Below are 24884 nucleotides of genomic sequence, written 5' to 3'. Positions count from 1 at the left end.
CTTACCGCTTCAATATAATATGTTTACGCCAGCGCTCTGCCGTTTCCGGGTAATCCAACCGGAAATGCCCGCCCCTGCTTTCAGTCCGCATCATGGCCGTTTCAGCAACCAAACCGCCCACCTCCAGCATGTTGCGCACCTCCATCTGGGATGTCTCCCTCACCTCATGGCTTTGCAGGTAAGACCAGCGGTCAAAAAAGGCCAGGGCCTCCGCTAATCGCTGGGCGGTTCGCAGGGGACCCACCTTCTCACCCATGATCTGCTGCAATTTCTTTTTCAGTTCACGAAAATCAATGTCCGGGGTGGGCCTAAGCTGATCGCAGTAAAATTCCGGCTTATGATGCAGGCGGTTTTCCAACACCATTGCTGCCCTCTGAACAATCCTGCCTCCCCAAACCAAACCATCCAACAGGGAGTTGCTGGCTAAACGGTTAGCACCATGCACGGCTGTACAGCTGGTTTCCCCGCAGGCAAATAAACGCTGAATACTGGTTTCGCCCCAAAGATCGGTTTTTACCCCTCCCATCATGTAGTGGGCAGCCGGTGCTACGGGAATAAAGTCTTTGGTAATATCCAGCCCGTACTTAGCACAGGTCAGGGTAATGGTAGGAAAGCGCTCTTTTATTTTGTCCGGATCTAAATGGGTTAAATCCAAAAAAACAGCTTCCGCTCCGGTTTTGGCCATTTCACTGAGGATGGCCCGGGAAACAATGTCCCTGGGGGCCAGCTCGGCCATACCGTGATATTGGGGCATAAAGCGCTCGCCCCTGGCATTGCGCAGCAGTGCCCCCTCGCCCCGCACTGCTTCAGAAATTAAAAAACGAGGGGCACCCGGTAAAACCAGCGAAGTTGGATGGAATTGAATAAATTCCATATCCATAACCTCCGCCCCGGCCCGGTAGGCCAGCGCTATGCCGTCTGCGGTAGCTACTTCCGGGTTGGTGGTATAGTTAAACAGCCGCCCGGAACCTCCGGTGGCCAGCACCACCACCCGCCCCCTGAATATTCTGAATTGCCCGGATATTTGGTCCACCGCCAACACGCCATAGCATGTATTATCAGTTACCAACAAATCCACGACATATTGATTTTCTAAAATTTCTACACTGGCCAGAGCAGCTACATTTTGGCTGAGGGTGCGCAGAATTTCCGCCCCGGTGGCATCACCCTGGGCATGTAAGATCCTGTCCTGGCTGTGGCAACCCTCCCGGGTGAAACAAAGGTCATTCCCTGTGCGGTCGAAGGAAGCCCCCATATCAATGAGTTCTTTAACCCTTTCCGGCCCTTCGTTAACGAGAATTCTTACGGCATCTTCGTCGCACAGCCCTGCCCCGGCCACCAGCGTGTCCTGCATATGAAGTTCGGGGGAGTCGTGCTGCCCCAGGGCTGCAGCGATGCCTCCCTGGGCCCGGTCGGTATTGCTTTCCGCCACCGTTCGCTTAGTTAAAAGTGTAACGGATGCCCCCGCTTTGGCCGCTGCCCAGGCCGTAAATAAACCGGCAATACCGCCGCCGATAATTAAATATTCTGCTTCTTGTTGGGGTAATTCCCTGGAATCAAAATTTACCAGGTATTTTTGAACCAAAGAAAACAACTCCCCGTTTCAAAGTAAAAATTATAACATAAGAACATGAATCAGAGCCGACAAACGTAAACTGTGGTTTATAATCCCCTTTAGTCAAGTGCTGTGAACGGTGCTTCGATAAGTGGCCGGCCGGGGATCATAAAGCCACCTTGACTTTCTTTTGTCTACAGTGTGATGAAATAAATATTTGTTATTTAACAGCCAGCATTTTCTCCAGGCAGGCCAAGGCCTTTTCCCTGATCTGCGGGGGTACTGTAATCCTTGGCTGCATAGTTATCAGTGCTTCCTTAACTTTGCCCAATGTAGTGGCCTTCATATTGGGACAAACCAACCTTCGGGTAGCCAGGTAAAACTCTTTGCCCGGGCATTGTTTATACAACTGGTGTAAAATCCCCGATTCGGTCCCAATGATAAATTCCTTGGCTTCGCTTTCTCTGGCATATTTAATTAAACCGGTGGTGCTGGAAACATAGTCGGCCAGGGCCACCACCTCCGGTCGACACTCGGGGTGAATCAGCACCAAAGCCTGCGGGTGTGCTTCCTTAGCCTTTAACACTTCCTCAACGGTAACCCAGTCGTGGGTATTGCACCAGCCTTCCCATAATGTCATGGGCCGTCCGGTTTTTGACGCCACATAAGCCCCCAGATTTTTATCCGGAATAAATATTATGGGCCTGTCTTCAGGTATTGATTGTACGATCTTAACCGCGTTGGCGGACGTGCAGCAAATATCACTTTCGGCTTTTACTTCCGCCGAAGTATTAACATAAGCCACCACTACCGCATCCGGCATCTCCTGTTTTTTGGCCCGCAGTTGTTCGGCGGTAACCATATCCGCCATAGGGCAACCGGCATTTTCCTCGGGCAACAGGACAACTTTGTCGGGAGATAAAATGGCCGCACTTTCGGCCATAAAATGAACTCCGCAGAAAACAATAACGTCCGCATCGGTGGCGGCAGCACGACGGGACAACTCCAAAGAATCCCCTATGATATCAGCTACCTCCTGCACCTCCGGGCGTTGATAAACATGAGCCAGAATAATGGCATTTCTTTCTTTTTTTAATTTCTTAACTTCTTCGGTTAGCTGGCTCATTCGCTCCTCAATGATTGACATTAAATCATCTCCTTGTCTGAAACAAGCCAGAGCAAGTTCATATATCTTAACTCTTGTAGCAATTCTATCCAGTACCGCTGCAAATGTCAATACGACAGCCTTTATCCGCAAACACCATGACATTCTTCCTGTATGACCCGGGTAATTTTATTGTTTTCGTCCACCATCACCACCCGGGGTTTAAAGGTACGGGCCTCCCTTTCATCCAGCATGGTATAGGCAATGATAATGACCGTATCCCCGGGTTGAGCCTGCCGGGCCGCTGCCCCGTTCAGGCAGATGACACCCGATCCCGGCTCTCCTTCTATAACATAGGTTTCCAGGCGGGCTCCGTTATTGTTATTCACCACCTGTACTTTTTCGTGGGGCAGGATGCCGGCCGCCTCCATTAAATCTTTGTCGATGGTAATACTGCCCATGTAATTTAGATTGGCCTCAGTCACCGTAGCCCTATGTATTTTGGACTTAAACATAAATAACAACAAGATCCTATACCTCCAAAACCGTATTGTCAATTAAACGGGTTTTGCCAAAGCGTACCGCCAGGGCCAGCAACGCCTTGTCCTGTAAAGTGTCCAGCGGTTTAAGGCGGGGTAAGGAAAGAATCTCTACATAATCAATAACGGCCAGGGGTTCCGAACGGATTTCCTGTTCCACCAGTTCTTTCAGGCCGGCAGTATTCCTCTCGCCGGCTGCCACCCGCCGTCTGGCCAAGCTGAGACTGCGGAACAGCACCCGGGCTGCCCTTCGCTCTTCTGCCGTAAGATATACATTGCGAGAACTCAAGGCCAGACCGTCTTCCTCCCTGACAATGGGCAGATCCACAATGTTGACATCCAGGTTTAAATCTTCCACCAGGCGTTTAATCACCAGCACCTGTTGAAAATCTTTCCGGCCAAAGAAAGCCATATGCGGCCGCACGATGTTAAAAAGTTTGGTCACAATGGTGGCCACGCCCCGAAAATGGCCCGGCCGGGATGCCCCGCACAGGGGTTCGCTTACCTCTGCCACTTCCACAAAGGTGTTAAAATCCGGGGGATACATCTCTGCCACCTCGGGAGCAAATATAACATCCACTCCCACTTCGGCAGCCAACCCTGCATCCCGCTGCAAATCCCGGGGATAAGCCTGGTAATCTTCCTTAGGCCCAAATTGGGTGGGGTTAACAAAAATACTGACCACCACCACATCGCAGCGCCGTTTGGCCTCCTGCATCAGGCTTAAATGCCCCTGATGCAGGTAACCCATGGTTGGTACCAGGCCAACGGTTTTCCCTTCCGCGCGAACGGCATTAACATAAGATCGCATCTCTTCTACAGTTTTACAAAGTCGCATGGTTCTCACCTAGTATATTTTTTTCAATTCTTCTTCTGCCATGTTAAAAACATGTTCAGGCCCGGGAAAAGACTTGTTTTTTACCTCTTTTTGATAATCCCGGCAGGCTTGAATAATCTGCTCCTTCAGATTAGCATATCGTTTAACAAACTTGGGCACAAAATCAGAAAACATGCCAAGCAAATCATAAGTTACCAGTATTTGCCCGTCACAATCAGTCCCTGCTCCAATCCCAATGGTGGGGATGCTCAGGGATTGAGTAATAACTTTTGCCAGCTGCTGCGGAATGCATTCCAGTACAATGGCAAACACACCTGCTTGTTCCAGTTTTTGAGCATCCTCCAGCAATCGGCGGGCAGCTTCTCCATCCTTGCCCTGTACTTTATAGCCGCCCAGTTGATAAACCGATTGGGGGGTTAATCCTAAGTGACCCATTACCGGAATGCCGGCAGAAGTGATGGCTTTTATGGTATCCACAACTTCGCTGCCACCTTCCAGTTTTACTGCCTGGGCCAAACCCTCCTGCATCAGTCGACCGGCGTTGCGCACGCTTTCTTCCCGGGAAATATGATAAGAAAGAAAGGGCATGTCTGCCACCACCATAGCTCTTTTAGCACCACGGCTGACCGCCCGCACATGGTGGATCATGTCTTCCATGGTTACCGGCACGGTAGAATCATAACCCAGCACTACATTACCGAGGGAGTCCCCCACCAGGATGCCGTCGATACCGGAAGCATCGACCAAGGTGGCCATCGGATAGTCGTAAGCGGTTAGCATGGTAATGGGGGTGCCTTCCTGTTTCATACGCCGGAAGTCGGCTGTAGTTACTCTTTTGCTCATGGTTGTCTACCTCCAAAAAAATATTACTGATGGCCACAGCTTCGTTGGGTGTCAGGTTGCCGTTTTCCATAGCCACCCCCACCGTATAAAGACCCATCGCTCGATAGGCCTGCTGCGTACGCCAATCCATCTTTTGCAAAGCCCGCAGGTGCCCCCGCAGAGTAGCTCCGTCCGCCCGGGCCACCGGACCGGTGAGGGCGCCGGCAGGCCCGGACCGGGCAATATTGTTTATTGTGCCCTGAATTAAAGGAAACAACGCATCCATGGCCTGTTCTTCATCCAAACCCAACTGCCGATAAATAGATGCGCTTAAATGCACCAGCGAAACCAAGTAGTTAGATGCTATCACTGCCGCCGCATGGTAAAGGGGCTTGTCTTCCGGCTGAATAACAAAATATCGGCCCTTCAGGTCCTTTACTATTTCTATGGCCCGCTCTAAGGCCGGCTCATCTCCCTCCAGGGCAAAACATGATCCCGGCAGGTTTGCCCTGGCACCGGCTGTACTGGTAAAGGATTGCAGCGGGTGCATAGATACCGCCCAGGCCCCTTGGGCCCTGACCGGTGCCAAAACATCACTGGCCAAAGCCCCGCTGGCATGGAACACAATTTGCCCCGGCCGGCAGCCTCCCTGACGGGCAATTGCAGCAGCCATGGCAGCAATTTCCCTGTCTGTGGTGGTAATAAAAACAAGTTCTGCCGCAGCTGCAGCTGCGGCCGGATGGGGTGCCGCCGCAACCTGCAATTGGTCAGCCAGCCGTTTGCTGTGGGAAAAAGTGCGGCTGTATACCGCAGCCGGCAGGTATCCCAGCTCTTGCAGCAACACGCCCAGGGCGCTGCCCACTTTGCCCGCCCCGATAATACTAAAGGAAGGTTTACGATCCATGAGAAATCCTCCCGTTTGCCCAAAAATACAAAAAACCCCCCGAGTAATCGAAAGGTTTTACACAGCAAAACACCTCCCGTCTCGGTCCGTATGGTTCCAAGCGGAAACATCTTTGCGGTTTTAAATTAACTACAGGCGGTGCAGTTCCCCCGGGGGATACTACCCGAAGTCAATAATAACATTGTTTTCAATCCCTAACAACTATTTTACACATAGTTTGAATTTTCATAAGTCCCCGGCAAGACAGAAAATACTACCAATATGCTATAATAAAAGAATTCCTGGGACGGAGGTTAATAATATTATGTGGGAGTTGCTAAAATGTATCGGTCGGTGTGCCGCTCAATCCGGCCGCCAAGTTTATTTGGTAGGCGGCGCCGTGCGGGATTTTTTGCTGGGTTTGGCGCCGGTTGACCTGGACCTTGCAGCGGCAGGCAATATCTACCCGCTGGCCCGGCAGGTAGCCGAAAAGCTGCAGGGCCGGTTGTTCACCCTTGATCAAGAACGACAAATGCTGCGGGTAGTGCTGCCCGACCGCCGCCACCTCGATTTTAGCAGTTTCCGGGGTCTCACCATTGAAGAAGATCTTAGAGCCCGGGATTTTACCGTTAATGCCTTGGCACTGCCCTTGCACCTTGAGCTTGCCCATGAAAACAACATATTTCAGCACTTGTTGGATCCTACCGGCGGTTACCGGGATATTACTCTGGGGCTTTTGCGGGCAACCGGCCCTTACGCCGTCAAGGCTGACTATTTAAGGGCTTTGCGCGGCATCCGGTTGGCTGCCCAGCTGGGCTTTGTGATTGTCCCTGAAACGGCAGTTTTACTGAAACAAGGCTGCCGTCACCTGGGTACAGTGGCAGGTGAACGAATCTGGCAGGAACTTACGGCCTTTTTCAGCCTGCCGGCCGTTTATGCCTGGGTGGAATATGCAGACAGGGAATTGAATCTGTGGCAGGCTCTGTTACCCGGGCGGGCACGCATGGCAACAACCCAACAGAATTATTATCATACAGAAAACGTCTGGCGCCATAGTTTGCGAACTTTTTACTGTTTGGAAGTAATCCTGCGGGAGCTGCCCGCGTCCCTGTTGGCAGGCCAGCAAGCCTTGGCTGTCCTGCAACAATGTCTGGCCGGCGGCAGAACCCGCCTGCCCCTTCTTAAACTGGCCGCTTTGCTGCATGATGTAGGTAAACCGGATACGGCGGTTACGCTGTCCTCCGGACGCATTTCTTTTCGTGGTCATCCACAGGCCGGCCTGCCCTATGTCAGGGCCATGGCAGAGCAGTGCAAGATGTCCCGGGCGGAACAGCAATACCTGTCCACCCTGGTGCTGCTGCATATGCAGCCGCTGCATTTTTATACCAAGGGTGATTATGCCGATCTGTCTCTTTACCGCCTGTTTGTTTCCTTGGGGGATTACACGCCGGACCTGCTGCTCCTTTCTCTGGCTGACCTTACTGCCACTTATACGGCCGGGGAAAGGCTCAGCGAATTAACACCCTACCGTCAGTTAATTTTTGATCTTCTGCAGCAGCACTTTGCCCAACCTAATAAATTCAAGCCGCAGCCCCTGCTGTCAGGCCGCGACTTGTTGGCCCTGGGCGTCAAACAAGGCCCTCTGGTAGGAAAGTTGCTGCAGCAATTAACTGAGGCCCAGGTAGCCGGTGAAATTAAAACTGTAGACCAGGCCAAAAGCTGGGTAAAAGGAAATTTGTCCTCCTGCCGGGAACCGATCGATTAATTTTAAGGTTATAACCTGCCGGCAGCGGGAAAAATAACGGCATCAAGGTTGCTGCGAGGTGAAAGTTATGCCAAATATCAAGGTAGAAGGCATCCATGACGATCCGGACTATTTTATTGAAAAGGTAGTTATGGATAACACCCCGGAGCTGGGCGATGTTACCGGACAGGCCTTGCTGGATCAGTTTGCCACCGCCATCTCCGAAGCCAGGAAATCTATCGATAAGGGGTACCGGCTGACTGACTTTTGGTCCAATCCCGATGTGGGGGTAGAATTTATCTTAAAGAAGAAGAAGGATAATTAAAGGGTCGGTGACGGCCCCCTTTTTTTGATATCCTGTTCGGCAGCCATGGCGGCTGCCAGTTCCTCAACCCGGCCGGCCGGCAAAACCAGGGCCGGGCATAATTCTGCCAGGGGCACCAATACAAAGGCCCGCCTGGTCAGGTGCGGGTGCGGCACTTGCAAGTGGGGCAGGTTAATCTGCCGGTTGCCATATAACAGCAAATCCAGATCTATGGTACGAGGACCCCATTTAACATCCCGGGTTCTGCCCAGTCGGGTTTCAATCTCCAGCAGTACCCGCAGCAGCTGCTCAGCCTCCAGACAGGTGGTCACTTCTGCCACTGTATTAAGAAACCGGTCCTGATCAGTCTTGCCCCAGGGGGCAGTTTCATACAAAGATGCCACCCTTAGCAATTGAATGCCCGGGGCAGCCGCCAGCTCTGCCAGGGCATTCTTTATGTAAGACTCCCGCTTGCCCAAATTGCTGCCCAAGCCGATATAAGCAACGGTCATTGGTCTTCGCTCCTTGCCCGGCAAATCTCCACCGCCATATAGCAAAAGCTGCCCCGGATGGGTGCGCCGGGTTTTTTTACGGTTACTTTTACCTCTTGCACCGCCAAAAATTGCCGTAAGATACAGCGGCTGATCTTTTCTGCCACTGCTTCCAACAACCTGCAGGGCGGACCGGTCATAATTTGTGCTACGGCATCATATACCTCGGCATAACTGACGCTGCAAGTCAGGTCGTCCCGCCGGCCGGCTGCCTTGAGATCCAGCCGCAATTCAAGGTCTACCTCAAACTGCTGACCCAGCTTTTGTTCTTCCGCCAAAACACCATGGTAACCGTAAAATTTCATGCCCTTTAAAATTATTTTATCCGACATGGCTGTTCCCCCTGACGATGGCATCAGTCATTCTGGCTACCCGTACCATTTCCTTAACATCATGAACTCGGATTATATCCGCCCCGCCGGCAATTCCCAGGGCCACCGTAGCACCGGTGCCTTCCACCCGCTGATCCACCGGCAGGTCTAAGGTTTTGGCAATCACAGACTTGCGGGAGGTGCCCAGCAGGATGGGGCAGCCCAGAACGTTTAGTTCCTTGAGCCGACGTAAAACTTCCAGGTTTTGCTGATAGGTTTTGGCAAAACCAATGCCTGGATCGATAATAATGTTTTCCCTGGCCAGCCCCGCCGCACAAGCCAGGTCGATGCCCTGCCGCAAAAAAGCAATCATTTCACTCATGATATCCCGGTATTGGTTGTCCCGACCGTTATGCATCAAGATCACAGGCACCTGGTATTGCGCAATCACTGCTGCAAGGCCCGGGTCACCCCGCAGGGCCCACTGGTCATTGATAATATGCGCTCCCACAGCAAGTGCCTCTCTGGCCACCCGGGCCCGCCAGGTATCCACACTGATGGGTACCGGCACCTCCTGTACCAGCCGCTGCAAAACCGGCAGTACCCGTTTCAGCTCTTCCTCCTCACTGACCTGGCTGTGTCCCGGCCGGGTAGATACGCCGCCCAGATCAATAATGTCCGCTCCCGCTTCCACCATGTGCAGTGCATGTTCCAGTGCGGCCGCCGGTTCCTGATAGCGCCCGCCGTCAGAAAAAGAATCAGGCGTAGCATTTAGTATGCCCATCACCAGTGTCCGACCGCCCAACGTCAATTCTCTGCCCCGGCAGTTCAAACGACGCAGCGGCCGTCCTTCCAGGTTATCCAGAGCTTGCTGCAAGCGTTCTGCCAATTTGGGCAAACCAAATGGCTGCATTTTAAGTTTAGCAATAAATTCTTGGTATTGCTTTAAAGTAGCCATAAGTAAAACATCAGTAGCCTCTACAGAGCAGTTAACCACCCCGCGGGCCACCGCCGCCTCGCCGCCCCGGGCCAGCATCTCCTGCTTAATAATGTTGGCCTGAACAGGGGTTACACCGGTTAGTTTTAAAACCCGGTGTACCGCTTTGGGAGCCATGCGCTGCCAACCGGCGGCGTCACTGCCTACAGCCATAATCTCGGTTCTGGCCTGCTGCAGGTTGTCGATAAATTTGATGCCTATCTCTATTGCCATGCAATCACCTCGGTAAGTTATTGCAAAATATTTCTTAAGTATAACATATCCTGCCGGATTAAGTATAAGCCGGCACTATTACCTGGAATAAAGTACAATCTTTTTTCAGCTCGAATTGTGGCAACCTAAATATAAACACAAAGGCGTATCAGCAAAATCACATTTAACTGTCTGTAAATTACACGGTCACGGGTGATGCCTATGCATATTTTACCGGGACGGGTTCGCCTAAGGATCCAGGCATTAAAAAATAATCAGCAGCTGGCCCGAGAGCTTGCCGCTTTCCTTAAAGCAGCCGGGGGTATTAACCATGTACAAATTAATACCTTAACCGGCAGTTGCTTAATTTTTTTTGAGCAAACAATTTCCCCGGAGAAAATTATTCAACAGGTTACCCGGTACCTGTCACAAAACTCCGCACAACCGGTAACAAATCATGCCCGCAAACAAGCTGCTGCCTCGGCTGACAGGCCGGTCCGGCTGCAGCAAGTAATTGGCAGCGGTGCTATTCTCACCCTGTTTTGGGGCCTGCCGGGGCAACAGTCGCGTTTGGGTAGTCTTGCCCTGCCTGTTTCTTCGGCTGCTGTTATCAGTGCCGGCTTGCCGGTTTTTAAAAGCGGTTTTTCCTATTTTTCCAAGCATAAGCGCCCTAATTACGAATTTCTGGTCAGTTGCCTCAGCCTGTTTACTGCGCTTGCCGGTAAGGGGTACCTGGGTCTGTTAACCCTCTGGCTGGCCAGCGTAAGCGATTATTTGCAAAATTTGGTATTTAAGGTGGCCAGCAGACGGTTCAGCAGCTTGTTAATTAAGCGGGGCAATAAAATTTCTTTATTAAAAGAAGGGAAAATCCGTCCGGTATTACCCGGGGATGTTATGCCGGGCGACCTTGGAGTTTTTGCCGCCGGTGATTGTATCCCGGTGGAGGGGGAAGTGGTTGCCGGTCGAGCTGTTATGATAGCCGGCGAGTTTTTGTTGCCGGGCAGTCCCGTGGAAGCCGGTTCCGTCCTGACAGCAGGCCGTGTGGTTGTTAAAGTACACCGCCTGGTAGAGGATACCAGCCTGGCCAGACTGGCCGACATTCTGGAGGATGCCATGGAAGACCCTCAGTTGGGCACCGGTCTTGCTGTTTCTTATACCGAAAAATTGCTGCCGTTCACTTTCCTCAGCACTGCGCTGGTTTTTATCCTGACCCGGGACTGGCAGAGAACCATACCGGTACTGTTATCCGGTGCCCCCGGCCCTGCAGGTTTAGCTGCCCCCACTGCTTATGCGGCATCTACCGGAGTAGCCGCCGGCCTTGGCATAGCTTTGCAAGACACTACAGTCCTTGAAAAATTAAGTGAAACCAAAGTGGTTATTTTTAATGATAAAGGGTTATCCCACCGCCAGGGGGAACTCCACCCAGCTCTGCAACTTCTGGTGGAAGAAGGTTATTACATTGAAGATTTTGACCCGGCTCATTTGCACGAACAGGCTGCCACTCCCCCCGCCATTGTCTCGGACAGCCTTTCGCCCCATAGTTTGGTGGAAAAAATACACCGGCAGGGATTAAAAGTTGCCTGGGTCAGCGGTCCGGAACATCCCCTTCTGGTTGCTAACGCGGATGTTAATATAATGTTTCTTAAGGGTAAGGAACGTTTTCTTAGCAAAGCACAAGTTCTTTGCTATAAAAACGACCCCCGTCAAGTATACCGGTTGCTTCATTTAAGCCGTCATACCATGCATACCGTCAGACAGAATGTCTACCTGGTACAGTGCATGAATTTGTTGGGCCAGGTATTGGGTGCCCTGGGCGTGATTAAAGCGGTTCCTGCCGTAGGACTGACTCTGCTTACCACGCTGGCTGTGGTTTACAACTCGGGAGCTTCTTTATTTGGTATCGGCTGGAAAAATAATTCTTCTGATAAGTCCGGGGGCACTATTCAGGGCCTGACGGTGGATCAAGGCAAATGCCTGCTGCACACCCGCAAATAATCAAGCTACGGTCAAATTTATTTTATTTTTATAGCACCTGAAACTGCCGCAGGCAAAAAATACATTTCACAAACAACCAGCATGATACCGGCGGCAAGATCATGGTGTTTCAGCTGAACCATGCCGCTATGCCAGTGATATGGTATTAGCACGAAAGTCTGACGGCTACCGGTTTCCCATCTCAGGAACTAATCTTTGTCCGGTCAAGTTTAGCGCCGTTTTATTGGATAACAGCCACAAACCGGTGGCCTTGGCAAGGATTGTTTCACCGCAGGAAACCGTAGCTTCGGTGGCCACCATGGTATTACCGTCATGCACTACTGTTCCCCGGGCCATTACCCTGTCACCCAGGTAACCGGGGGCCAAAAAATTTGTTTGCAAATTTACGGTTACTCCCACCTTACCCAGCGTGCGCAGCGCCGCTCCCATGGCAATATCGCACAGCGAAGCCACCACCCCGCCATGCAAAGTTCCCTGGGGATTCAGGTGTTTGGCCGACACATTAACAGCTAAGCATGCTTGCCCTGTACCCGGCTGCATCTCTGTCACTTCAACCTGAAGTAATTTAATAAAAGGGTTGGTATTGATAATTTGCCTGACTGCCTGCATTTCTTGCTTCATGCTTGAGAACTCTCCTTCACTTGTGATAAATCCTCGTTCAAGCTGCCACTGCGAAAGCCGCACAAATCCAAGGTAATTTTGTTAAAGCCGAGTTTTTTAAATTGCTCTGTGACCCTTTCAGCCAGGCTGGTTAATTGAGCAAATTGTTGCCGGACTATTTCCACCCTTGCTTCTCCCTCTGGATGCCTTACCCGGACCGGGGAAAAGCCCAGACTCTTTAAAAATAATTCTGCCTCCTCCACCCGGCGCAGTTTTTCTGCGGTTATTTCCTCACCGTAGGGAATGCGGGAAGCTAAACAGGGATCAGCCGGTTTGTTCCAGGTGGGCAGGGCCAGCCGGCGGGATAACCGGCGGATGTCAGTTTTGGTCAGCCCCGCCTCCAGCAGGGGACTGCCTACACCAAGCTCTTTCAAGGCCTGTAAACCGGGCCGATAGTCCTGCAAATCATCCAGGTTGGAACCATCCGCTACCCAGGTTATATTATGTTGGCGCGCTATTTCCAGCAGCCTGGAAAACCTGAGCCGTTTACAATAATAGCATTTGCGGGGCGTATTGTCGGTAAACCCCCTGTGTTGCATTTCATCGGTGGCAACCACCAAGTGTTTGACACCCAAACACCCGGCTAAATCTTTAGCTGCCTGCACCTCTGCGGCGGTGGATGTGGCGGATACCGCTGTTACTGCCAAAACCCGTTCCCCTAACACCCGGGCTGCCACCGCCAGCAGCAGCGTGCTGTCAACACCCCCGGAATAGGCTACTAAAACCTGTTGGTACTGCTGCAAAATTTCTGCTAACTTTTTATACTTTCTCTCCAGCCAAATCACCCTTTGCCTCAATTTGCAATTCTGCTTTTTTAATTCTGCTCGCCTTGGCAGTGGCAATGATGATGGCGGTGGCCATGCACGCCTTCTTCTCCGGGCCATGGAAAAAGAAACTGCCTGGATTCCGGTTCACCAACCATTATTCTCAACAAGTTGGGTATTTCTGTCTCCCTGTCCCCGGCCCCGTAGCCCACACCTTTTAAAATCATGGCCGGCATCGGTCCAAACCCCTTAGCCAGGCATTTGGCCAGCACCGCACCGGTGGGTGTTACCAGTTCCACCGCCGGACCCGCTGTATAAATAGGAACATGCAGCAAAATTTCCGCCGTGGCGGGCGCCGGTACCGGCATAATGCCATGCGCACAATGCACCGTGCCGCTGCCTACATTTAAGGGAGAACAATATATTTCCGAAATGCCCAGTTTCTTAAGGCAGATCAAAGTGCCTACTATATCAATAATGGAGTCTACCGCCCCCACTTCATGAAAATGAACCTTTTCCGGCGGACAGCCGTGAATCTTACCTTCGGCGGCTGCCAGCTGAATAAAAATATGCCCGGCCTGTTGCTTAACCTCCTCCGCCAGCCGGCTGTGCTCAAGCAAGTTAAGAATATCACTGAGGTGGCGGTGGGGCTGCTCCTCCGTAACCTTAATTTCTACCTTGGTGGCACTGATGCCACAGCGGGTAACTTTGCGGGTATTGACAGTAAAGCCTTGAATAGCAAGCCGGCTTAAATCCTGTCGCAGTGCTTCCGGATCAACCCCCAAATCCAGCAGGGCCCCTAAAAACATATCCCCACTGATGCCTGCAAAACAATCTAAATATGCAATTTTCAATGTTGATCACCTGCCAGTTTATTAATTAGGCCGGCTGCATAGGCAGCGCCAAAACCATTATCAATATTCACTACGGTAACACCGGCAGCACAACTGTTGAGCATGGCCAGCAGAGCAGCCAGCCCGTGAAAGCCGGCGCCGTAGCCCACACTGGTGGGCACCGCAATAATCGGCTTATCCAATAAACCTCCCACCACGCTGGGCAGCGCCCCTTCCATACCCGCCACCACAATAATAACATTGGCCCGCCGCAGTATGGCTATCCGGTCTAAGAGACGGTGCAGACCCGCCACACCCACATCATAAACCCGTTCCACCCGGTTGCCCATTAATTCACAGGTTAGGGCAGCTTCTTCCGCCACCGGCAAATCAGCAGTACCCGCACTGCAAACACAAATCAAACCGTGAAGGTACGTTTGGGCCCGGCGGCGCATAATAATTCTGGCGGTAGAATCATAGGCCGCTTCAGGAACCAGTTGTTTAACCGCCTCATACATAACCTCGGTGGCCCGGGTGCCCATCACATTGACTTCACTGGCCTGACAAAGCCGGTAAAATATTTGTGCTACCTGTTCAACGGTTTTGCCCTGACAAAAAATTACTTCAGGAAACCCCTTGCGCAAGTGCCGGTGATGGTCAATTTTGGCGTAGCCCAGATCTTCGTAAGGTAGGCATTTTAATTGTTCCACTGCCTGTTCAACCGGCACCTGTCCCGCCCGTACCGCTTCCAATAACTTACGCAATTGCTGTGGATCCATGTTACCCCCCGCCGGTTAGATTTTTGGTTAATCCCAGAACATTATACTTAATTTACCCTTAATTTCCTAGAAAGGCCAGGAATTTTTTGTCTTTGGCACACTTTAAAGGAACTGCCTTTAACCTGACGAATTTTATTTATCAAATTAGTACATCCCCGTCAAAGGAGCAGGATATATGTTTACCATTGACCGTCAACCCGGCCAGTTAGTGCCTGTTAAAGTATGGCTGCCTGATATCTCACAATTGGAAGAAGAATGTTTGCAGCAAGCTGTTAACCTTGCCAAATTGCCCTTTGCTTTCCACCATATCGCCTTAATGCCCGACACCCATGCCGGCTTTGGCATGCCCATCGGTGGTGTCTTAGCTGCCGAAAACGTTGTGGTTCCTAATGCGGTAGGTGTTGATATTGGTTGTGGTATGTGCTTTGTTGAAACAGACATTCACCTGAACGAGGTCTCCAAGGAAGATATGCAGTTTTTGGTAGGTCAGATTTTGCGGCAGATTCCTACCGGCTTCAATCACCACAAAACAAAACAGCCCAGCCAGGTCTTGGATAGGTTTGCCAACCGACTGGCAGAATCAGATTGTTACCGTCCCCCCGAATTGGTTAAGGAAATTGAGCGTGGCTATTATCAAATGGGCACTCTGGGCGGCGGCAATCATTTTATTGAAATCCAGGCCGACGAAAGAGACATGGTTTGTATTATGCTCCACAGCGGCAGTCGTAACTTCGGCTGGCAGATAGCCAAACATTTTAACCATCTAGCCAAAACTCTTAATATCCGGTGGCAGCAACCGGATCCTGTAACATATGATCTGGCCTTTCTGCCCCTGAGCAGTACCGAGGGCAACTCATACATGGTTTGGATGGATCTGGCATTGCAATTTGCCATGGAGAATCGCCACCGCATGATGGATATAGTCATGGATATCCTGCAAAAGCACCGGCCCGCCGTCACTTTTTCCCGGTTTATCAATGCTCATCATAACTATGCCGCCCTTGAGCATCACTTTGGCCGGCAAGTGGTGGTGCACCGTAAAGGGGCCATCCGGGCTCGCCGGGGTGAACCGGGCATTGTCCCGGGCGCCATGGGTACAGCCAGCTATATCGTGGAAGGGCTGGGCAATGCGGCGTCTTTCCATAGCTGCTCCCATGGTGCCGGCCGCATCATGAGCCGGAAAAAAGCCACAGCAACCATTCCGGTGCAAAAAACTATGGAAGACCTGCAACAGCTGGGCGTGGTGCTGGGAAAACATAAGAAAAGTGATGTTTCGGAGGAAAGCCGTTTTGCCTATAAAGATATTGAATATGTCATCAGCCAGCAAAGAGATCTTATTAAACCGGTTAAAAAGTTAAGGACCCTGGCCGTGGTTAAAGGATAGGCCTGGCAGACATCCCCGGTTTTATCATTAGCCTTGTATAGGGATTGACCAAACACCAAAAATAAAACATCCCGTCCCACTTTTACAGTGAACCGGGATGTTTTCTCGTTTGCATTGACTTTTTTAAATCAACCTTAATTTTTACGCTGATTTTTAATATTCATTGGGCAGCTGATCCAGCTGGGCCTTGGTAAATACCGGGCCGTCCTTGCAGACATACTTGCTGCCCACGTTGCAGCGGCCGCACATGCCGATGCCGCACTTCATCCGGTTTTCCAGACTCATAATAATCCGGTCCGGCGTGAAGCCGCATTCTTCCAGCACCGGCAGGGTGAATTTAATCATCACCGGCGGCCCGCAGATAATGGCGTAGTCGCTCTTGGGCGCCACTTCTTTGGTGACGGTGGGGATAAAGCCTACCCGGCCGTTCCAGCCCTCTACCGCCCGGTCAATGGTGGTGATCAGGTTGATGTCACTGCGGGCATCCCAGGCGGCCAGTTCGTCTTTGTACAGCAAAAGTCCGGGGTTGCGGGCGCCGTAGATTACTGTCAGGTCGCCGTAGTCTCCACGGTTGGCCGGGTCCAGAATGTATTGGATGGTGGACCGCAGGGTGGTAAAAGCAAACCCGCCGCCGATAATGGTCAGGCTTTTGCCCTTCAGCTGCTCCAGCGGGTAGCTGTTGCCCAAGGGCCCCCGCACGCCCACTATGGTGCCTTCTTCCAGCATGTGCAGGGCGGTGGATACCACACCCACTTTGGCCACGGAGAATTTTAATATGCCCGGCTCGGTGGGGGATGAGGCGATGCCAAAGGGGGCTTCCCCTTTGCCGTAAACCATTACTTCCGCAAACTGCCCAGGCCGGTATCGGAAGCCGGCAGCATCTTGTTCGCTTAAAAATTCAAAGGTGAAGGTGTGAATCAGCTTGTCGGATGTCTCGGTGAAGTTCTTCACCAGTTTCATCGGCAGCGGTAGATAGGGGTTTCTCATTTTTTCTCAACCTCGCTTCCGCTAGTCCAATGCCCGGATATCGGCCAGGGCCTGGCGAATATCCAGGTTTACAGGACAGTTTTTGATGCACCTACCGCAGCCAACGCAGGCGGTGGCGTTGTATCTTTCTACAAAGTAGTTGAATTTGTGCATGAGTCTTTGTCTCCAGCGTGCTTTGTTGTTGGGCCGCGGGTTGTGGCCGGAGCCGTGCAGGGTAAACAGCGGGAACATGCAGGCATCCCAGTTCCTGACCCGGCAGCCGTTGCAGTCTTTGGCTTCGTCTGCTATATCAAAGCAGTGGCAGGTGGGGCACAGGTAGGTGCAGGCAGCACAGCCCAGGCATTTTTCGTGCAGCCGCTCCCAGTAGGGGTGTTCAAACATGCCGGCCAGTTTGTCGCTTAAGCCCTCTATGTTGATGCTGCCATCTGCCCTGGTTTCTTGCTGCAGTTGGGCTGCCGCTTCTCTGGCAGCGGCATCCGCTGCTGCCAGGCCCAGTTTGCCCAGCAGTTCTTTGCCTTTGTCGCTGATGCCTTCAGCCAGGTAGCTTTCGCCCAGGTCGGTCAGGAAGATGTCGCTGCCTTCTTTGGCAAAGGGCCCGCAGCCCAGGCTGCTGCAGAAGCAGGTGGACGCCGGCCGGTTGCAGCCCAGTCCCACAATCAGGGTGTTGGCCCGCCGGGTCAGGTAGTAAACGTCCTGGTACTGGTCGTTTTTGAATACGTTGTCCAGCAGCACCAGGGATTTGGCATCGCAGGGCCGCATGCCAAATACTATGGTGGCTGTCGGGTCAACTTTGTCCTGCATCCTTACTCCTTCAGCATCTACGGTGTAGTTGAAGAGTTCTTCGGACTGAGGGAAAAGGATTTCTTTGCCGGGTTTTTTGCTGTTGGTGTAGTCCAGGCAGGCTTCTTCACCGTTTTTAATAACGGCGAATTCTACCAGACCGTTCTTTTTTACCGGTGCCATTACCCGGTAGTCAGCGGCCAGTTTGGTCAGCAGGTTTGCCAGTTCGCTTTTGTTTATGATCATCCTTTTTCACCTCACTCCTATAGCATGAAGTCTTCTTTATCTTCAAATTTGAAGGTGTTTAAGGCCGGCGGGTCTTCCAGGCTGACGCCCGCTTCGGCACCGTACAGTTCTTGTACGTCTTTTACCATTTTGCGGTTTAAAAGGGACAGTTTAATGCCCATGGGGCAGGCTCTTTCACAGGCGCCGCAGTCTACGCAGCGGCCTGCCAGGTGGAATACCCGTACAGCCTGGAACAGGGCGTTGTCGTCCACGTTTTTGGCGCTTTTGCCAATCCAGGCCGGGGAACCGCAGTCGACGAAGCATTCGCTGCAGTAGCACATGGGGCAGGCCTGCCGGCAGGCGTAGCAACGGATGCATTTTTGCATTTCTTGGGCCAGGTAGGCGTTGCGCTCGGCATCACTCATGGCCGCAAAGGCTTCTATGTCGGCGTAGTTTGCTTCTCCGGCCGGTACTGCTTCGCCAATCAGTTGGTCGTAGACTACCGGGGTGTTGTACTGGCAAGTCTTGCAGGAAACAAACATAACATCTGCTTTGGCTACGGTTTGGGCAAAGTCTTGCCCTTTTAGTATCAGTTCCGCACCGGTGTCGGTAACTTCCAGAATTTCTTTGCCTTCCACCAGTTGGTTGATTTGTTTGCGGTCTACCATGCCTTCGCAGGGTACGCCGATGATGGTCAGGTTGTCTTTGTTGATTTGGCCTTCTTTAATCAGCCCTACAATGGCCCGTACGTCGCAGCCTTTGGCGATAACGGCGGTTTTTTCCGGCCGCTTTCTTAAAAAGTTGGCCAGGTTGTTTTCACAGGTGGCGCTCCAGATCAGGTTGTCCGCTTCTTCAGGGGTTCTGGCAAAGTACGGGGTGCTGCGGAGGGGCAGGCTTCCCTGGGCGAATCCCACCACCAGGTCAACTTTTTTGTCTGCTAACAGTTGTTTGGCTGTTTCTCTGATTTTTTCCGTTAGGTTCATTCCCTCTCACCTCACTCCGCTTTTTGAAATAGCCCCTTGTTGGGACCCATGGCTTTGACCCGGCCGGTCAGTTCGGTAATCAGTTCCGCAAATCTGGCCCCTTCTGAGGCGGATACCCAGGTGAAATTGACTCTGTCTTTTTCTATGCCCATGTAGTCCAGCAGGTTCTTCAGCAGGGCAAATTTACGGCGGGCTACCAGGTTGCCACTAACATAGTGGCAGTCGCCCGGGTGTCAACCGGAGGTCAGGATGGCATCCGCTCCGGATCTCAGGGCGGTAATGATAAACAGCGGGTTGATGCGTCCCGAGCAGGGTACCCGCACTACGCGCACGTTGGGCGGGTATTGCAGCCGGCCTACCCCGGCCAGGTCGGCACCCGCATAGCTGCACCAGTTGCACAGAAATGCTACAATTTTAGGCTCTTGTTCGGCCATTTTCTTCCCTCCTGGCACAGCCTCCGGCTTTTGGTGGGTTCCATCCGCCATCGGCTGTGGGTTTTATGCTTTGGTTGTTGTTGTTGTTTTAAAAAAGGCTTGGCATTTTTAGTTGTGGGGCAGGTGTTATCCCCGTTGGCCGGCGGATAACACCCTGTCTCTGCGGCATTGCCGTGTCGGTCAGGCTACCAGCTTACCGCTTGTACCATGGCTACAATCTGTTCGTTGCTGCAGCCTTTGACGTTGATGGCGCGCAACGGCAGGAGGAACGGCAGGCGCCGCAGCCTTTGCACAGGCCCGGGTTGATTTCGGCGGCGGTGTTGCCCCGTTCGTCTGTTACCAGGCCGGCTGCTTTGGCCGGGCATACTTCGACGCAGACGCCGCAGGCCATGCATTTGCGTTTGTTGACGTAGGCCGCTTTGCGTCGGCTGCAATGTTGGCCTTGGCCAGGGCAGTGGCGGCTCGCCCTCTGCCGCTTTGGCCTGGGCAATGTTTTCTTCCAGGTTCTTGGGCCCGTGGGCCAGCCCGCACATGAACACGCCGTCCGTGCTGAAGTCTACCGGCCGCAGTTTCAGGTGGGCCTCCAGGAAGAACTGTCGGCGTTGACGGGTACTTTGAACAGTTTGGACAGGCCGCTGTTGTCGTTGGCTACGATGGCGCTGGCCAATCCGATTATGTCTGCGTATATTTCTACCGGCCGGTTCAGTACATGATCCACAAAGGTTACTTTGGTGCCGGTGGAGGTTTCTTCTACTTTCGGTTTGTTGTCTGTGCTGTACCGTACGAAGATGACACCCTGGCGGCGGGCTTCCGTGTACAGGTCTTCAAAGTAGCCGTAGGTCCGAATGTCACGGTACAGGATGTATACGTTGGCACTCGGTTTCATTTCTTTGATTTTCAGGGCTTGTTTGATGGCTTTGGTGCAGCAGATGCGGCTGCAGTAGGGCCGTTCGTCGTCACGGCTGCCCACGCACTGGATGAATACAAAGTTGTTGGAGTTCTTCAGTTTGCCTTCTGCCAGCAGGTTTTCCAGTTCCAGCAGGGTGTGCACCCGGCTGTTGTGCCCGTACAGGTATTCCTGCGGTTTGTATTCTCGTGCCCGGTGGCGATGATGGCTACCCCGTGTTTGATTTTTTCGCCGTTGCTCAGTTCGCTTTCGTAGTTGCCCATGAAGCCGTGCACGTCTGCTACGGTAACTCCGGTGTAAACCTTGATTTTGTCGTGCTTTTGTACTTGTTCAATCAGTTGGTTCAGGTAGGCCTGCACTCTTCGCCGTTCATGCCGTAGCGGATGCGTTTGGCTATGCCGCCCAGTTCTTCGCTTTTTTCTGTCAGGTAGACCCGGTAGCCTTGATCAGCCAGGTTGAGGGCTGCCGTCATGCCCGCCACGCCGCCGCCAATCACCAGTGCATCGTGGTTCATGGGCAGGCTGATGGCTTGTACGGGTTCCAGCAAGGCGGCTTTTTTAACCGCCATTTTTACCAGGTCTTTGGCTTTTTCGGTGGCTTGGGCCGGTTCGTTTTGGTGTACCCAGGAGCAGTGGTCCCGAATGTTGGCCATTTCAAACAGGTGCGGGTTTAATCCGGCTTCTTTCAAGGTCTCCTGGAACATGGGCTCGTGTGTCCGCGGGCTGCAGGAGGCCACTACGATGCGGTTTAGGCCGTATTGTTCAATGGCTTCTTTGATTTGGGCGCTGGCATCCTGGGAGCAGGCGTATAGCTTGTCGGTGGCATATACCACCCCGGGCAGGGTTTTGGCGTATTCAGCCACCGCCGGTACGTCTACCACACTGCCAATGTTGATGCCGCAGTGGCACACAAATACGCCGGTGCGCACGATTTCTCCCGCTACGTCTTTCTCCGGCGGGTATTCTTTGACTTTGGTCAGGCTGCCTTTGGCTTCCGCCAGCAGTTTTTGGATTTCCCCGGCCGCTGCGCTGGCTTGCATGACCGTCTCGGGAATGTCGCGCGGACCGCTGAAGGCACCGGCTACGTAAATGCCCGGCCGGTTGGTGGCTACTCCGGTCAAGGCCGGTACTGCCGCAAAGTTGTATTGGTTCAGTTCTACGCCCAGTTGTTTGGCCAGTTCCACTGCTGTGGGGTTGGGTTCTAAGCCCACCGACAGCACCACCATGTCGTATTCTTCGCTGATAACGGTGCCGTCTTCCAAAGCGTAGCGTATTTTGACGTTGTCGTTGTCGCCCGGGTCTAAACCGTATACCCGGCTCCGGATAAAGTTAACGCCGTATTGTTTTTTGGAGCGCTCGTAGTATTTTTCAAATTCTTTGCCGTAGGTCCGCATGTCCATGTAGAAAATGCCGGTCTGCAGGTCGTAGTCGGCGTGTTCTTTGGCTATCACCGATTGTTTGATGGCGTACATGCAGCATACCGAGGAGCAATAGCCGTGGTTGATCCGGCAGTTCCGGGACCCTACGCATTGGATCCAGGCTATTTTCGCCGGCTCTTTGTGGTCGCTGGGCCGTACCAGGTGACCGCCAAAGGGCCCCGAGGCGCTTAAAATGCGCTCAAATTCCAGGGAGGTAACCACGTTTTTCAGTTCCCCGTATTTGTACAGTTTCAGTTGGCTCGGGTCAAAGGCCGCAAAGCCCGGTACCAGCAGGATGGAGCCCACTTCCAGCTGGGTTTCTTCGTCCTGCATGTGGTGGTTGATGGCGCCCGCCTGGCATGCTTTGATGCATTTGCCGCACAGTTTGTCGTTGTTCAGGTTCTTAAACTTTAAGCATTTGCTGCTGTCAATGGCGTAGGCGTTGGGGTAAGCCTGGGCGTACAGTTTGTAAATGGCTTTCCGCTTGCTTAACCCCTGGTTGAAGGCGTCGTCTACTTTTACCGGGCACGCTTCGGCGCAGCTGCCGCAGCCGGTGCATTTATTAACGTCGATGTAGCGGGCTTTGGTTGTTACGGTAACTTTAAAGTTACCCGGCTCGCCCTCTACTTTGCTTATTACCGAGTTGGTCATGGTCTTGACGTTAAGGTGTCTGCCGCAGTCTACCAGCTTGGGTGACAGAATGCACATGGAGCAGTCGTTGGTGGGAAAGGTCTTGTCCAGCATCGGCATGGTGCCGCCAATGGCCGGTTCTCTTTCCACCAGGTACACATAGTAACCGGATTCCGCCAGGTCTAGGGATGCCTGGATGCCGGCTATGCCGGAGCCCACCACTAATACGGCTCCTGTTTTATCAGGCTTTTTTATCATCTCTGCATCACACCGTCCTCCTATTACGCTTTTCCGGGTCAACCCCGTTAAATGCACTTAACCCCTGCAAGGGGAATTTTAAAATCAACAAAAAAGTCTAAATAATACAAGCCGGCAGGTCTTGGTCAGTCAATCAACTGACAGCTTGTACTAAACTTAACAAAATAAAATATGATTTAGTACCGATTATCCAACCGGCGGGGCCGTTGCAGCCCAACCTGGTATTTTTTCGAACTGCCAGCGTAACGAAAATACTATTTAAGGTGTAATCAAACTGACTATCCGGCAGTGCATTTTATAAATATCTGACTGCTGCGGAACTGTATACAATAAACTTGCAAGTACAATTTTTACAGTATTTTCGGTACTTTTATCCTTATGGCTAGTATATAGTTTCTTCCAACTAGTGTCAATTATTTTAGAATATTTTAAAAAACCTTCGCTGTTTTCGAATATATTAATGCTAACAAAAAGTCAGAAAAAACTTATTAATTTCGCTGTGACTATTTGTCTAAATTGGTATAATATTCTGCTAAAAGACAGATCCCTTCCAAATTTTATGAAGGGATCTCAATCTTATCAGGTATCGGGCACTGTACGGTGCTTTTCTAAGCTCTGCCAGGGAGCTTAAAACCGGCCTGTAGTTTTAGGTGCGCCAGGTTCGGTGCGGCTACCCCGAAAAAGCAGGAGCGAATATCCGGTGTGTTACTTATCTCTTAATCTAAGGTTATAAAATACCTCCCGGCCCCGGTACCTGGCCAGTTGGCCCAGCTCTCCCTCAATGCGCAGCAGCTGGTTGTATTTGGCCACCCGGTCGGTGCGGGAAGGGGCGCCGGTCTTGATCTGCCCGGCATTTACCGCCACCGCCAGGTCGGCTATGGTGGTGTCGTCGGTTTCGCCGGAACGGTGGGAAACCACTGCGGTATAACCGGCCCGCTTGGCCATCTCAATGGCATCCAGGGTTTCGCTTAAGGTGCCGATCTGGTTGACTTTAATTAAAACAGAGTTGGCTACCCCGGCTTTAATGCCTTTGGCCAGTCGCTCGGTGTTGGTGACAAACAGGTCGTCCCCCACCAGTTGGATCTGCTGCCCCAGGGCGCCGGTCAGTTTGGCCCAGCCCTCCCAGTCGTCTTCCGCCAGGCCGTCTTCTATGCTGATGATGGGGTACCGGTCTGCCAGCCGCCGGTAGAATTCAATCATTTCCTCCGCGCTGTAGCTGACTCCTTCGCCCGCCAGGGTGTAGCGGCCTTCTTTATACAGTTCGCTGGCGGCCACGTCCAGCCCCAGCAATATGTCCTGCCCCGGCCGGTAGCCCGCTTTTTCGATGGCTTCCATGATTACTGCCAGGGCTTCTTCGTTGCTCTTGAGGTTGGGGGCAAAGCCGCCTTCGTCGCCCACGGCGGTGTTAAGGCCGCGGCCTTTCAGTACGCTTTTCAGGTGGTGGAAGATTTCCGCCCCCATGCGCAGCCCTTCCGAGAAGCTGTCGGCGCCCACCGGCAGGATCATGAATTCCTGGATGTCGACGTTGTTGTCGGCATGGGCCCCGCCGTTTAATATGTTCATCATGGGTACCGGCAGTTCCCGGGCGTTAACGCCTCCGATGTACTGGTAGAGGGGCAGCCCGCTGTAGTTGGCGGCTGCCCGGGCTACGGCCAGGGAGACGCCCAGGATGGCGTTGGCCCCCAGTTTGCTTTTGTTGGGGGTGCCGTCCAGTTCTGTCATTAGCCGGTCAATGCCTGCCTGGTCGGTAACGTCCAGGCCGATCAGTTCCGGCCCGATGATTTCGTTGACGTTGTCTACGGCCTGGCTGACGCCTTTGCCCAGGTAGCGGCCCTGGTCGCCGTCCCGCAGTTCTACCGCTTCGTAGGCCCCGGTGGAGGCGCCGGAGGGTACCGCCGCCCGGCCCATGGTGCCGTCTTCCAGCCATACTTCCGCTTCTAAGGTGGGGTTGCCCCGGGAGTCCAATATTTCCCGGGCGAATATTTCGCTGATGATGCTCATGGTGGT

General features: G+C 52.6%; 22 protein-coding genes and 1 pseudogene. 4 read left to right on the top strand and 19 right to left on the bottom strand.

Annotation, left to right across the window (positions count from 1 at the left end; all coding sequences use genetic code 11):
- Window position 1 precedes the first annotated feature (1 nt).
- From nadB to DESHY_RS09280, 6 genes are all read right to left on the bottom strand, one after another.
- Entirely contained in the window at window positions 2-1585 is a 1584-nt protein-coding gene (nadB, locus tag DESHY_RS09305; protein WP_008412220.1) for an L-aspartate oxidase, read from the bottom strand.
- Between the two features lie 190 nt (window positions 1586-1775).
- Window positions 1776-2702 carry a quinolinate synthase NadA gene (gene nadA / locus DESHY_RS09300; protein ID WP_008412219.1) on the bottom strand — a complete coding sequence of 309 codons (927 nt, stop codon included), beginning with the start codon at window positions 2700-2702 and terminating at the stop codon, window positions 1776-1778.
- Between the two features lie 101 nt (window positions 2703-2803).
- A complete protein-coding gene (gene panD, locus DESHY_RS09295; RefSeq protein ID WP_008412218.1) occupies window positions 2804-3187 on the bottom strand; it encodes an aspartate 1-decarboxylase in 384 nt (127 codons plus the stop codon).
- A 4-nt stretch (window positions 3188-3191) separates the two neighbouring features.
- The gene (panC, locus tag DESHY_RS09290; RefSeq protein WP_008412217.1) at window positions 3192-4037 is read right to left on the bottom strand and encodes a pantoate--beta-alanine ligase; all 846 of its coding nucleotides are present in this window, start codon (window positions 4035-4037) and stop codon (window positions 3192-3194) included.
- A 9-nt stretch (window positions 4038-4046) separates the two neighbouring features.
- Entirely contained in the window at window positions 4047-4844 is a 798-nt protein-coding gene (gene panB / locus DESHY_RS09285; protein WP_235695554.1) for a 3-methyl-2-oxobutanoate hydroxymethyltransferase, read from the bottom strand.
- On the bottom strand, window positions 4732-5763 hold the full coding sequence (locus DESHY_RS09280; RefSeq protein WP_008412215.1) for a Rossmann-like and DUF2520 domain-containing protein: 1032 nt from the start codon (window positions 5761-5763) through the stop codon (window positions 4732-4734). Before DESHY_RS09280 ends, panB begins: the two co-directional genes overlap by 113 nt.
- Window positions 5764-6067: 304 nt before the next feature.
- Here DESHY_RS09280 and DESHY_RS09275 point away from each other — a divergent pair, with 304 nt between their 5' ends.
- On the top strand, window positions 6068-7507 hold the full coding sequence (locus DESHY_RS09275) for an HD domain-containing protein (RefSeq protein ID WP_008412213.1): 1440 nt from the start codon (window positions 6068-6070) through the stop codon (window positions 7505-7507).
- A gap of 67 nt (window positions 7508-7574) precedes the next feature.
- Window positions 7575-7811: a hypothetical protein gene (locus tag DESHY_RS09270; protein ID WP_008412211.1), complete on the top strand. Its 237-nt coding sequence runs from the start codon at window positions 7575-7577 to the stop codon at window positions 7809-7811.
- Here the strand turns inward: DESHY_RS09270 and folK are convergent.
- The 3 genes from folK to folP are packed head-to-tail and all read right to left on the bottom strand — an operon-like array spanning window position 7808 to window position 9862.
- Complete coding sequence (gene folK, locus DESHY_RS09265; protein WP_008412209.1) at window positions 7808-8302, bottom strand: 2-amino-4-hydroxy-6-hydroxymethyldihydropteridine diphosphokinase; 495 nt, start codon at window positions 8300-8302, stop codon at window positions 7808-7810. The genes DESHY_RS09270 and folK overlap by 4 nt on opposite strands.
- The gene (folB, locus tag DESHY_RS09260) at window positions 8299-8673 is read right to left on the bottom strand and encodes a dihydroneopterin aldolase (RefSeq protein WP_048818022.1); all 375 of its coding nucleotides are present in this window, start codon (window positions 8671-8673) and stop codon (window positions 8299-8301) included. The genes folK and folB overlap by 4 nt, the downstream gene beginning before the upstream one ends.
- The gene (gene folP, locus DESHY_RS09255) at window positions 8663-9862 is read right to left on the bottom strand and encodes a dihydropteroate synthase (protein ID WP_008412206.1); all 1200 of its coding nucleotides are present in this window, start codon (window positions 9860-9862) and stop codon (window positions 8663-8665) included. Before folP ends, folB begins: the two co-directional genes overlap by 11 nt.
- Window positions 9863-10063: 201 nt before the next feature.
- Here folP and DESHY_RS09250 point away from each other — a divergent pair, with 201 nt between their 5' ends.
- Complete coding sequence (locus DESHY_RS09250) at window positions 10064-11836, top strand: HMA2 domain-containing protein (RefSeq protein WP_160162492.1); 1773 nt, start codon at window positions 10064-10066, stop codon at window positions 11834-11836.
- Window positions 11837-12001: 165 nt separating this feature from the next.
- Here the strand turns inward: DESHY_RS09250 and DESHY_RS09245 are convergent, their stop codons facing one another.
- The 4 genes from DESHY_RS09245 to larB are packed head-to-tail and all read right to left on the bottom strand — an operon-like array spanning window position 12002 to window position 14872.
- Window positions 12002-12457: a PaaI family thioesterase gene (locus DESHY_RS09245; RefSeq protein ID WP_008412203.1), complete on the bottom strand. Its 456-nt coding sequence runs from the start codon at window positions 12455-12457 to the stop codon at window positions 12002-12004.
- The gene (larE, locus tag DESHY_RS09240) at window positions 12454-13281 is read right to left on the bottom strand and encodes an ATP-dependent sacrificial sulfur transferase LarE (protein WP_008412201.1); all 828 of its coding nucleotides are present in this window, start codon (window positions 13279-13281) and stop codon (window positions 12454-12456) included. Before larE ends, DESHY_RS09245 begins: the two co-directional genes overlap by 4 nt.
- 29 nt (window positions 13282-13310) lie before the next feature.
- Window positions 13311-14114 (bottom strand): nickel pincer cofactor biosynthesis protein LarC, encoded by an 804-nt coding sequence (gene larC, locus DESHY_RS09235; protein WP_008412200.1) that lies wholly within the window; start codon window positions 14112-14114, stop codon window positions 13311-13313.
- Complete coding sequence (larB, locus tag DESHY_RS09230; protein ID WP_008412199.1) at window positions 14111-14872, bottom strand: nickel pincer cofactor biosynthesis protein LarB; 762 nt, start codon at window positions 14870-14872, stop codon at window positions 14111-14113. Before larB ends, larC begins: the two co-directional genes overlap by 4 nt.
- A 175-nt stretch (window positions 14873-15047) precedes the next feature.
- Here larB and DESHY_RS09225 point away from each other — a divergent pair, with 175 nt between their 5' ends.
- Window positions 15048-16256, top strand: a complete 1209-nt coding sequence (locus tag DESHY_RS09225) for an RtcB family protein (protein WP_008412198.1) — start codon at window positions 15048-15050, stop codon at window positions 16254-16256.
- A gap of 153 nt (window positions 16257-16409) precedes the next feature.
- Here DESHY_RS09225 and DESHY_RS09220 read toward each other — a convergent pair whose 3' ends face one another.
- From DESHY_RS09220 to eno, 6 genes and pseudogenes are all read right to left on the bottom strand, one after another.
- On the bottom strand, window positions 16410-17243 hold the full coding sequence (locus DESHY_RS09220; RefSeq protein ID WP_008412197.1) for an FAD/NAD(P)-binding protein: 834 nt from the start codon (window positions 17241-17243) through the stop codon (window positions 16410-16412).
- Window positions 17244-17264: 21 nt separating this feature from the next.
- On the bottom strand, window positions 17265-18269 hold the full coding sequence (locus tag DESHY_RS09215) for a 4Fe-4S dicluster domain-containing protein (RefSeq protein ID WP_008412196.1): 1005 nt from the start codon (window positions 18267-18269) through the stop codon (window positions 17265-17267).
- Between the two features lie 17 nt (window positions 18270-18286).
- Window positions 18287-19231: a ferredoxin family protein gene (locus tag DESHY_RS09210; protein WP_008412195.1), complete on the bottom strand. Its 945-nt coding sequence runs from the start codon at window positions 19229-19231 to the stop codon at window positions 18287-18289.
- An 11-nt stretch (window positions 19232-19242) separates the two neighbouring features.
- Entirely contained in the window at window positions 19243-19665 is a 423-nt protein-coding gene (locus DESHY_RS14625) for a hydrogenase iron-sulfur subunit (RefSeq protein ID WP_235695552.1), read from the bottom strand.
- A 185-nt stretch (window positions 19666-19850) separates the two neighbouring features.
- A pseudogene (locus DESHY_RS09200) lies at window positions 19851-22877 on the bottom strand (FAD-dependent oxidoreductase).
- A 705-nt stretch (window positions 22878-23582) separates the two neighbouring features.
- Complete coding sequence (gene eno, locus DESHY_RS09195) at window positions 23583-24878, bottom strand: phosphopyruvate hydratase (RefSeq protein WP_008412185.1); 1296 nt, start codon at window positions 24876-24878, stop codon at window positions 23583-23585.
- Between the last annotated feature and the right edge of the window lie 6 nt (window positions 24879-24884).

It is taken from the genome of Desulforamulus hydrothermalis Lam5 = DSM 18033 (genome assembly GCF_000315365.1).
Lineage (GTDB): Bacteria > Bacillota > Desulfotomaculia > Desulfotomaculales > Desulfotomaculaceae > Desulfotomaculum > Desulfotomaculum hydrothermale.
This window is presented reverse-complemented; position numbering and strand designations above follow the sequence as displayed.

What these genes read in the sequence shown, in the direction of transcription:
- DESHY_RS09275 (WP_008412213.1), top strand. Translation starts at nt 6,068, where the DNA reads ATGTGGGAGTTGCTAAAATGTATCGGTCGGTGTGCCGCTCAATCCGGC.
- folK (WP_008412209.1), bottom strand. Translation starts at nt 8,302, where the DNA reads ATGACCGTTGCTTATATCGGCTTGGGCAGCAATTTGGGCAAGCGGGAG.
- DESHY_RS09250 (WP_160162492.1), top strand. Translation starts at nt 10,064, where the DNA reads ATGCATATTTTACCGGGACGGGTTCGCCTAAGGATCCAGGCATTAAAA.
- DESHY_RS09245 (WP_008412203.1), bottom strand. Translation starts at nt 12,457, where the DNA reads ATGAAGCAAGAAATGCAGGCAGTCAGGCAAATTATCAATACCAACCCT.
- DESHY_RS09220 (WP_008412197.1), bottom strand. Translation starts at nt 17,243, where the DNA reads ATGAGAAACCCCTATCTACCGCTGCCGATGAAACTGGTGAAGAACTTC.
- panC (WP_008412217.1), bottom strand. Translation starts at nt 4,037, where the DNA reads ATGCGACTTTGTAAAACTGTAGAAGAGATGCGATCTTATGTTAATGCC.
- folB (WP_048818022.1), bottom strand. Translation starts at nt 8,673, where the DNA reads ATGTCGGATAAAATAATTTTAAAGGGCATGAAATTTTACGGTTACCAT.
- DESHY_RS09270 (WP_008412211.1), top strand. Translation starts at nt 7,575, where the DNA reads ATGCCAAATATCAAGGTAGAAGGCATCCATGACGATCCGGACTATTTT.
- larB (WP_008412199.1), bottom strand. Translation starts at nt 14,872, where the DNA reads ATGGATCCACAGCAATTGCGTAAGTTATTGGAAGCGGTACGGGCGGGA.
- DESHY_RS09215 (WP_008412196.1), bottom strand. Translation starts at nt 18,269, where the DNA reads ATGATCATAAACAAAAGCGAACTGGCAAACCTGCTGACCAAACTGGCC.
- DESHY_RS09225 (WP_008412198.1), top strand. Translation starts at nt 15,048, where the DNA reads ATGTTTACCATTGACCGTCAACCCGGCCAGTTAGTGCCTGTTAAAGTA.
- nadA (WP_008412219.1), bottom strand. Translation starts at nt 2,702, where the DNA reads ATGTCAATCATTGAGGAGCGAATGAGCCAGCTAACCGAAGAAGTTAAG.
- folP (WP_008412206.1), bottom strand. Translation starts at nt 9,862, where the DNA reads ATGGCAATAGAGATAGGCATCAAATTTATCGACAACCTGCAGCAGGCC.
- panB (WP_235695554.1), bottom strand. Translation starts at nt 4,844, where the DNA reads ATGAAACAGGAAGGCACCCCCATTACCATGCTAACCGCTTACGACTAT.
- eno (WP_008412185.1), bottom strand. Translation starts at nt 24,878, where the DNA reads ATGAGCATCATCAGCGAAATATTCGCCCGGGAAATATTGGACTCCCGG.
- DESHY_RS09280 (WP_008412215.1), bottom strand. Translation starts at nt 5,763, where the DNA reads ATGGATCGTAAACCTTCCTTTAGTATTATCGGGGCGGGCAAAGTGGGC.
- DESHY_RS09210 (WP_008412195.1), bottom strand. Translation starts at nt 19,231, where the DNA reads ATGAACCTAACGGAAAAAATCAGAGAAACAGCCAAACAACTGTTAGCA.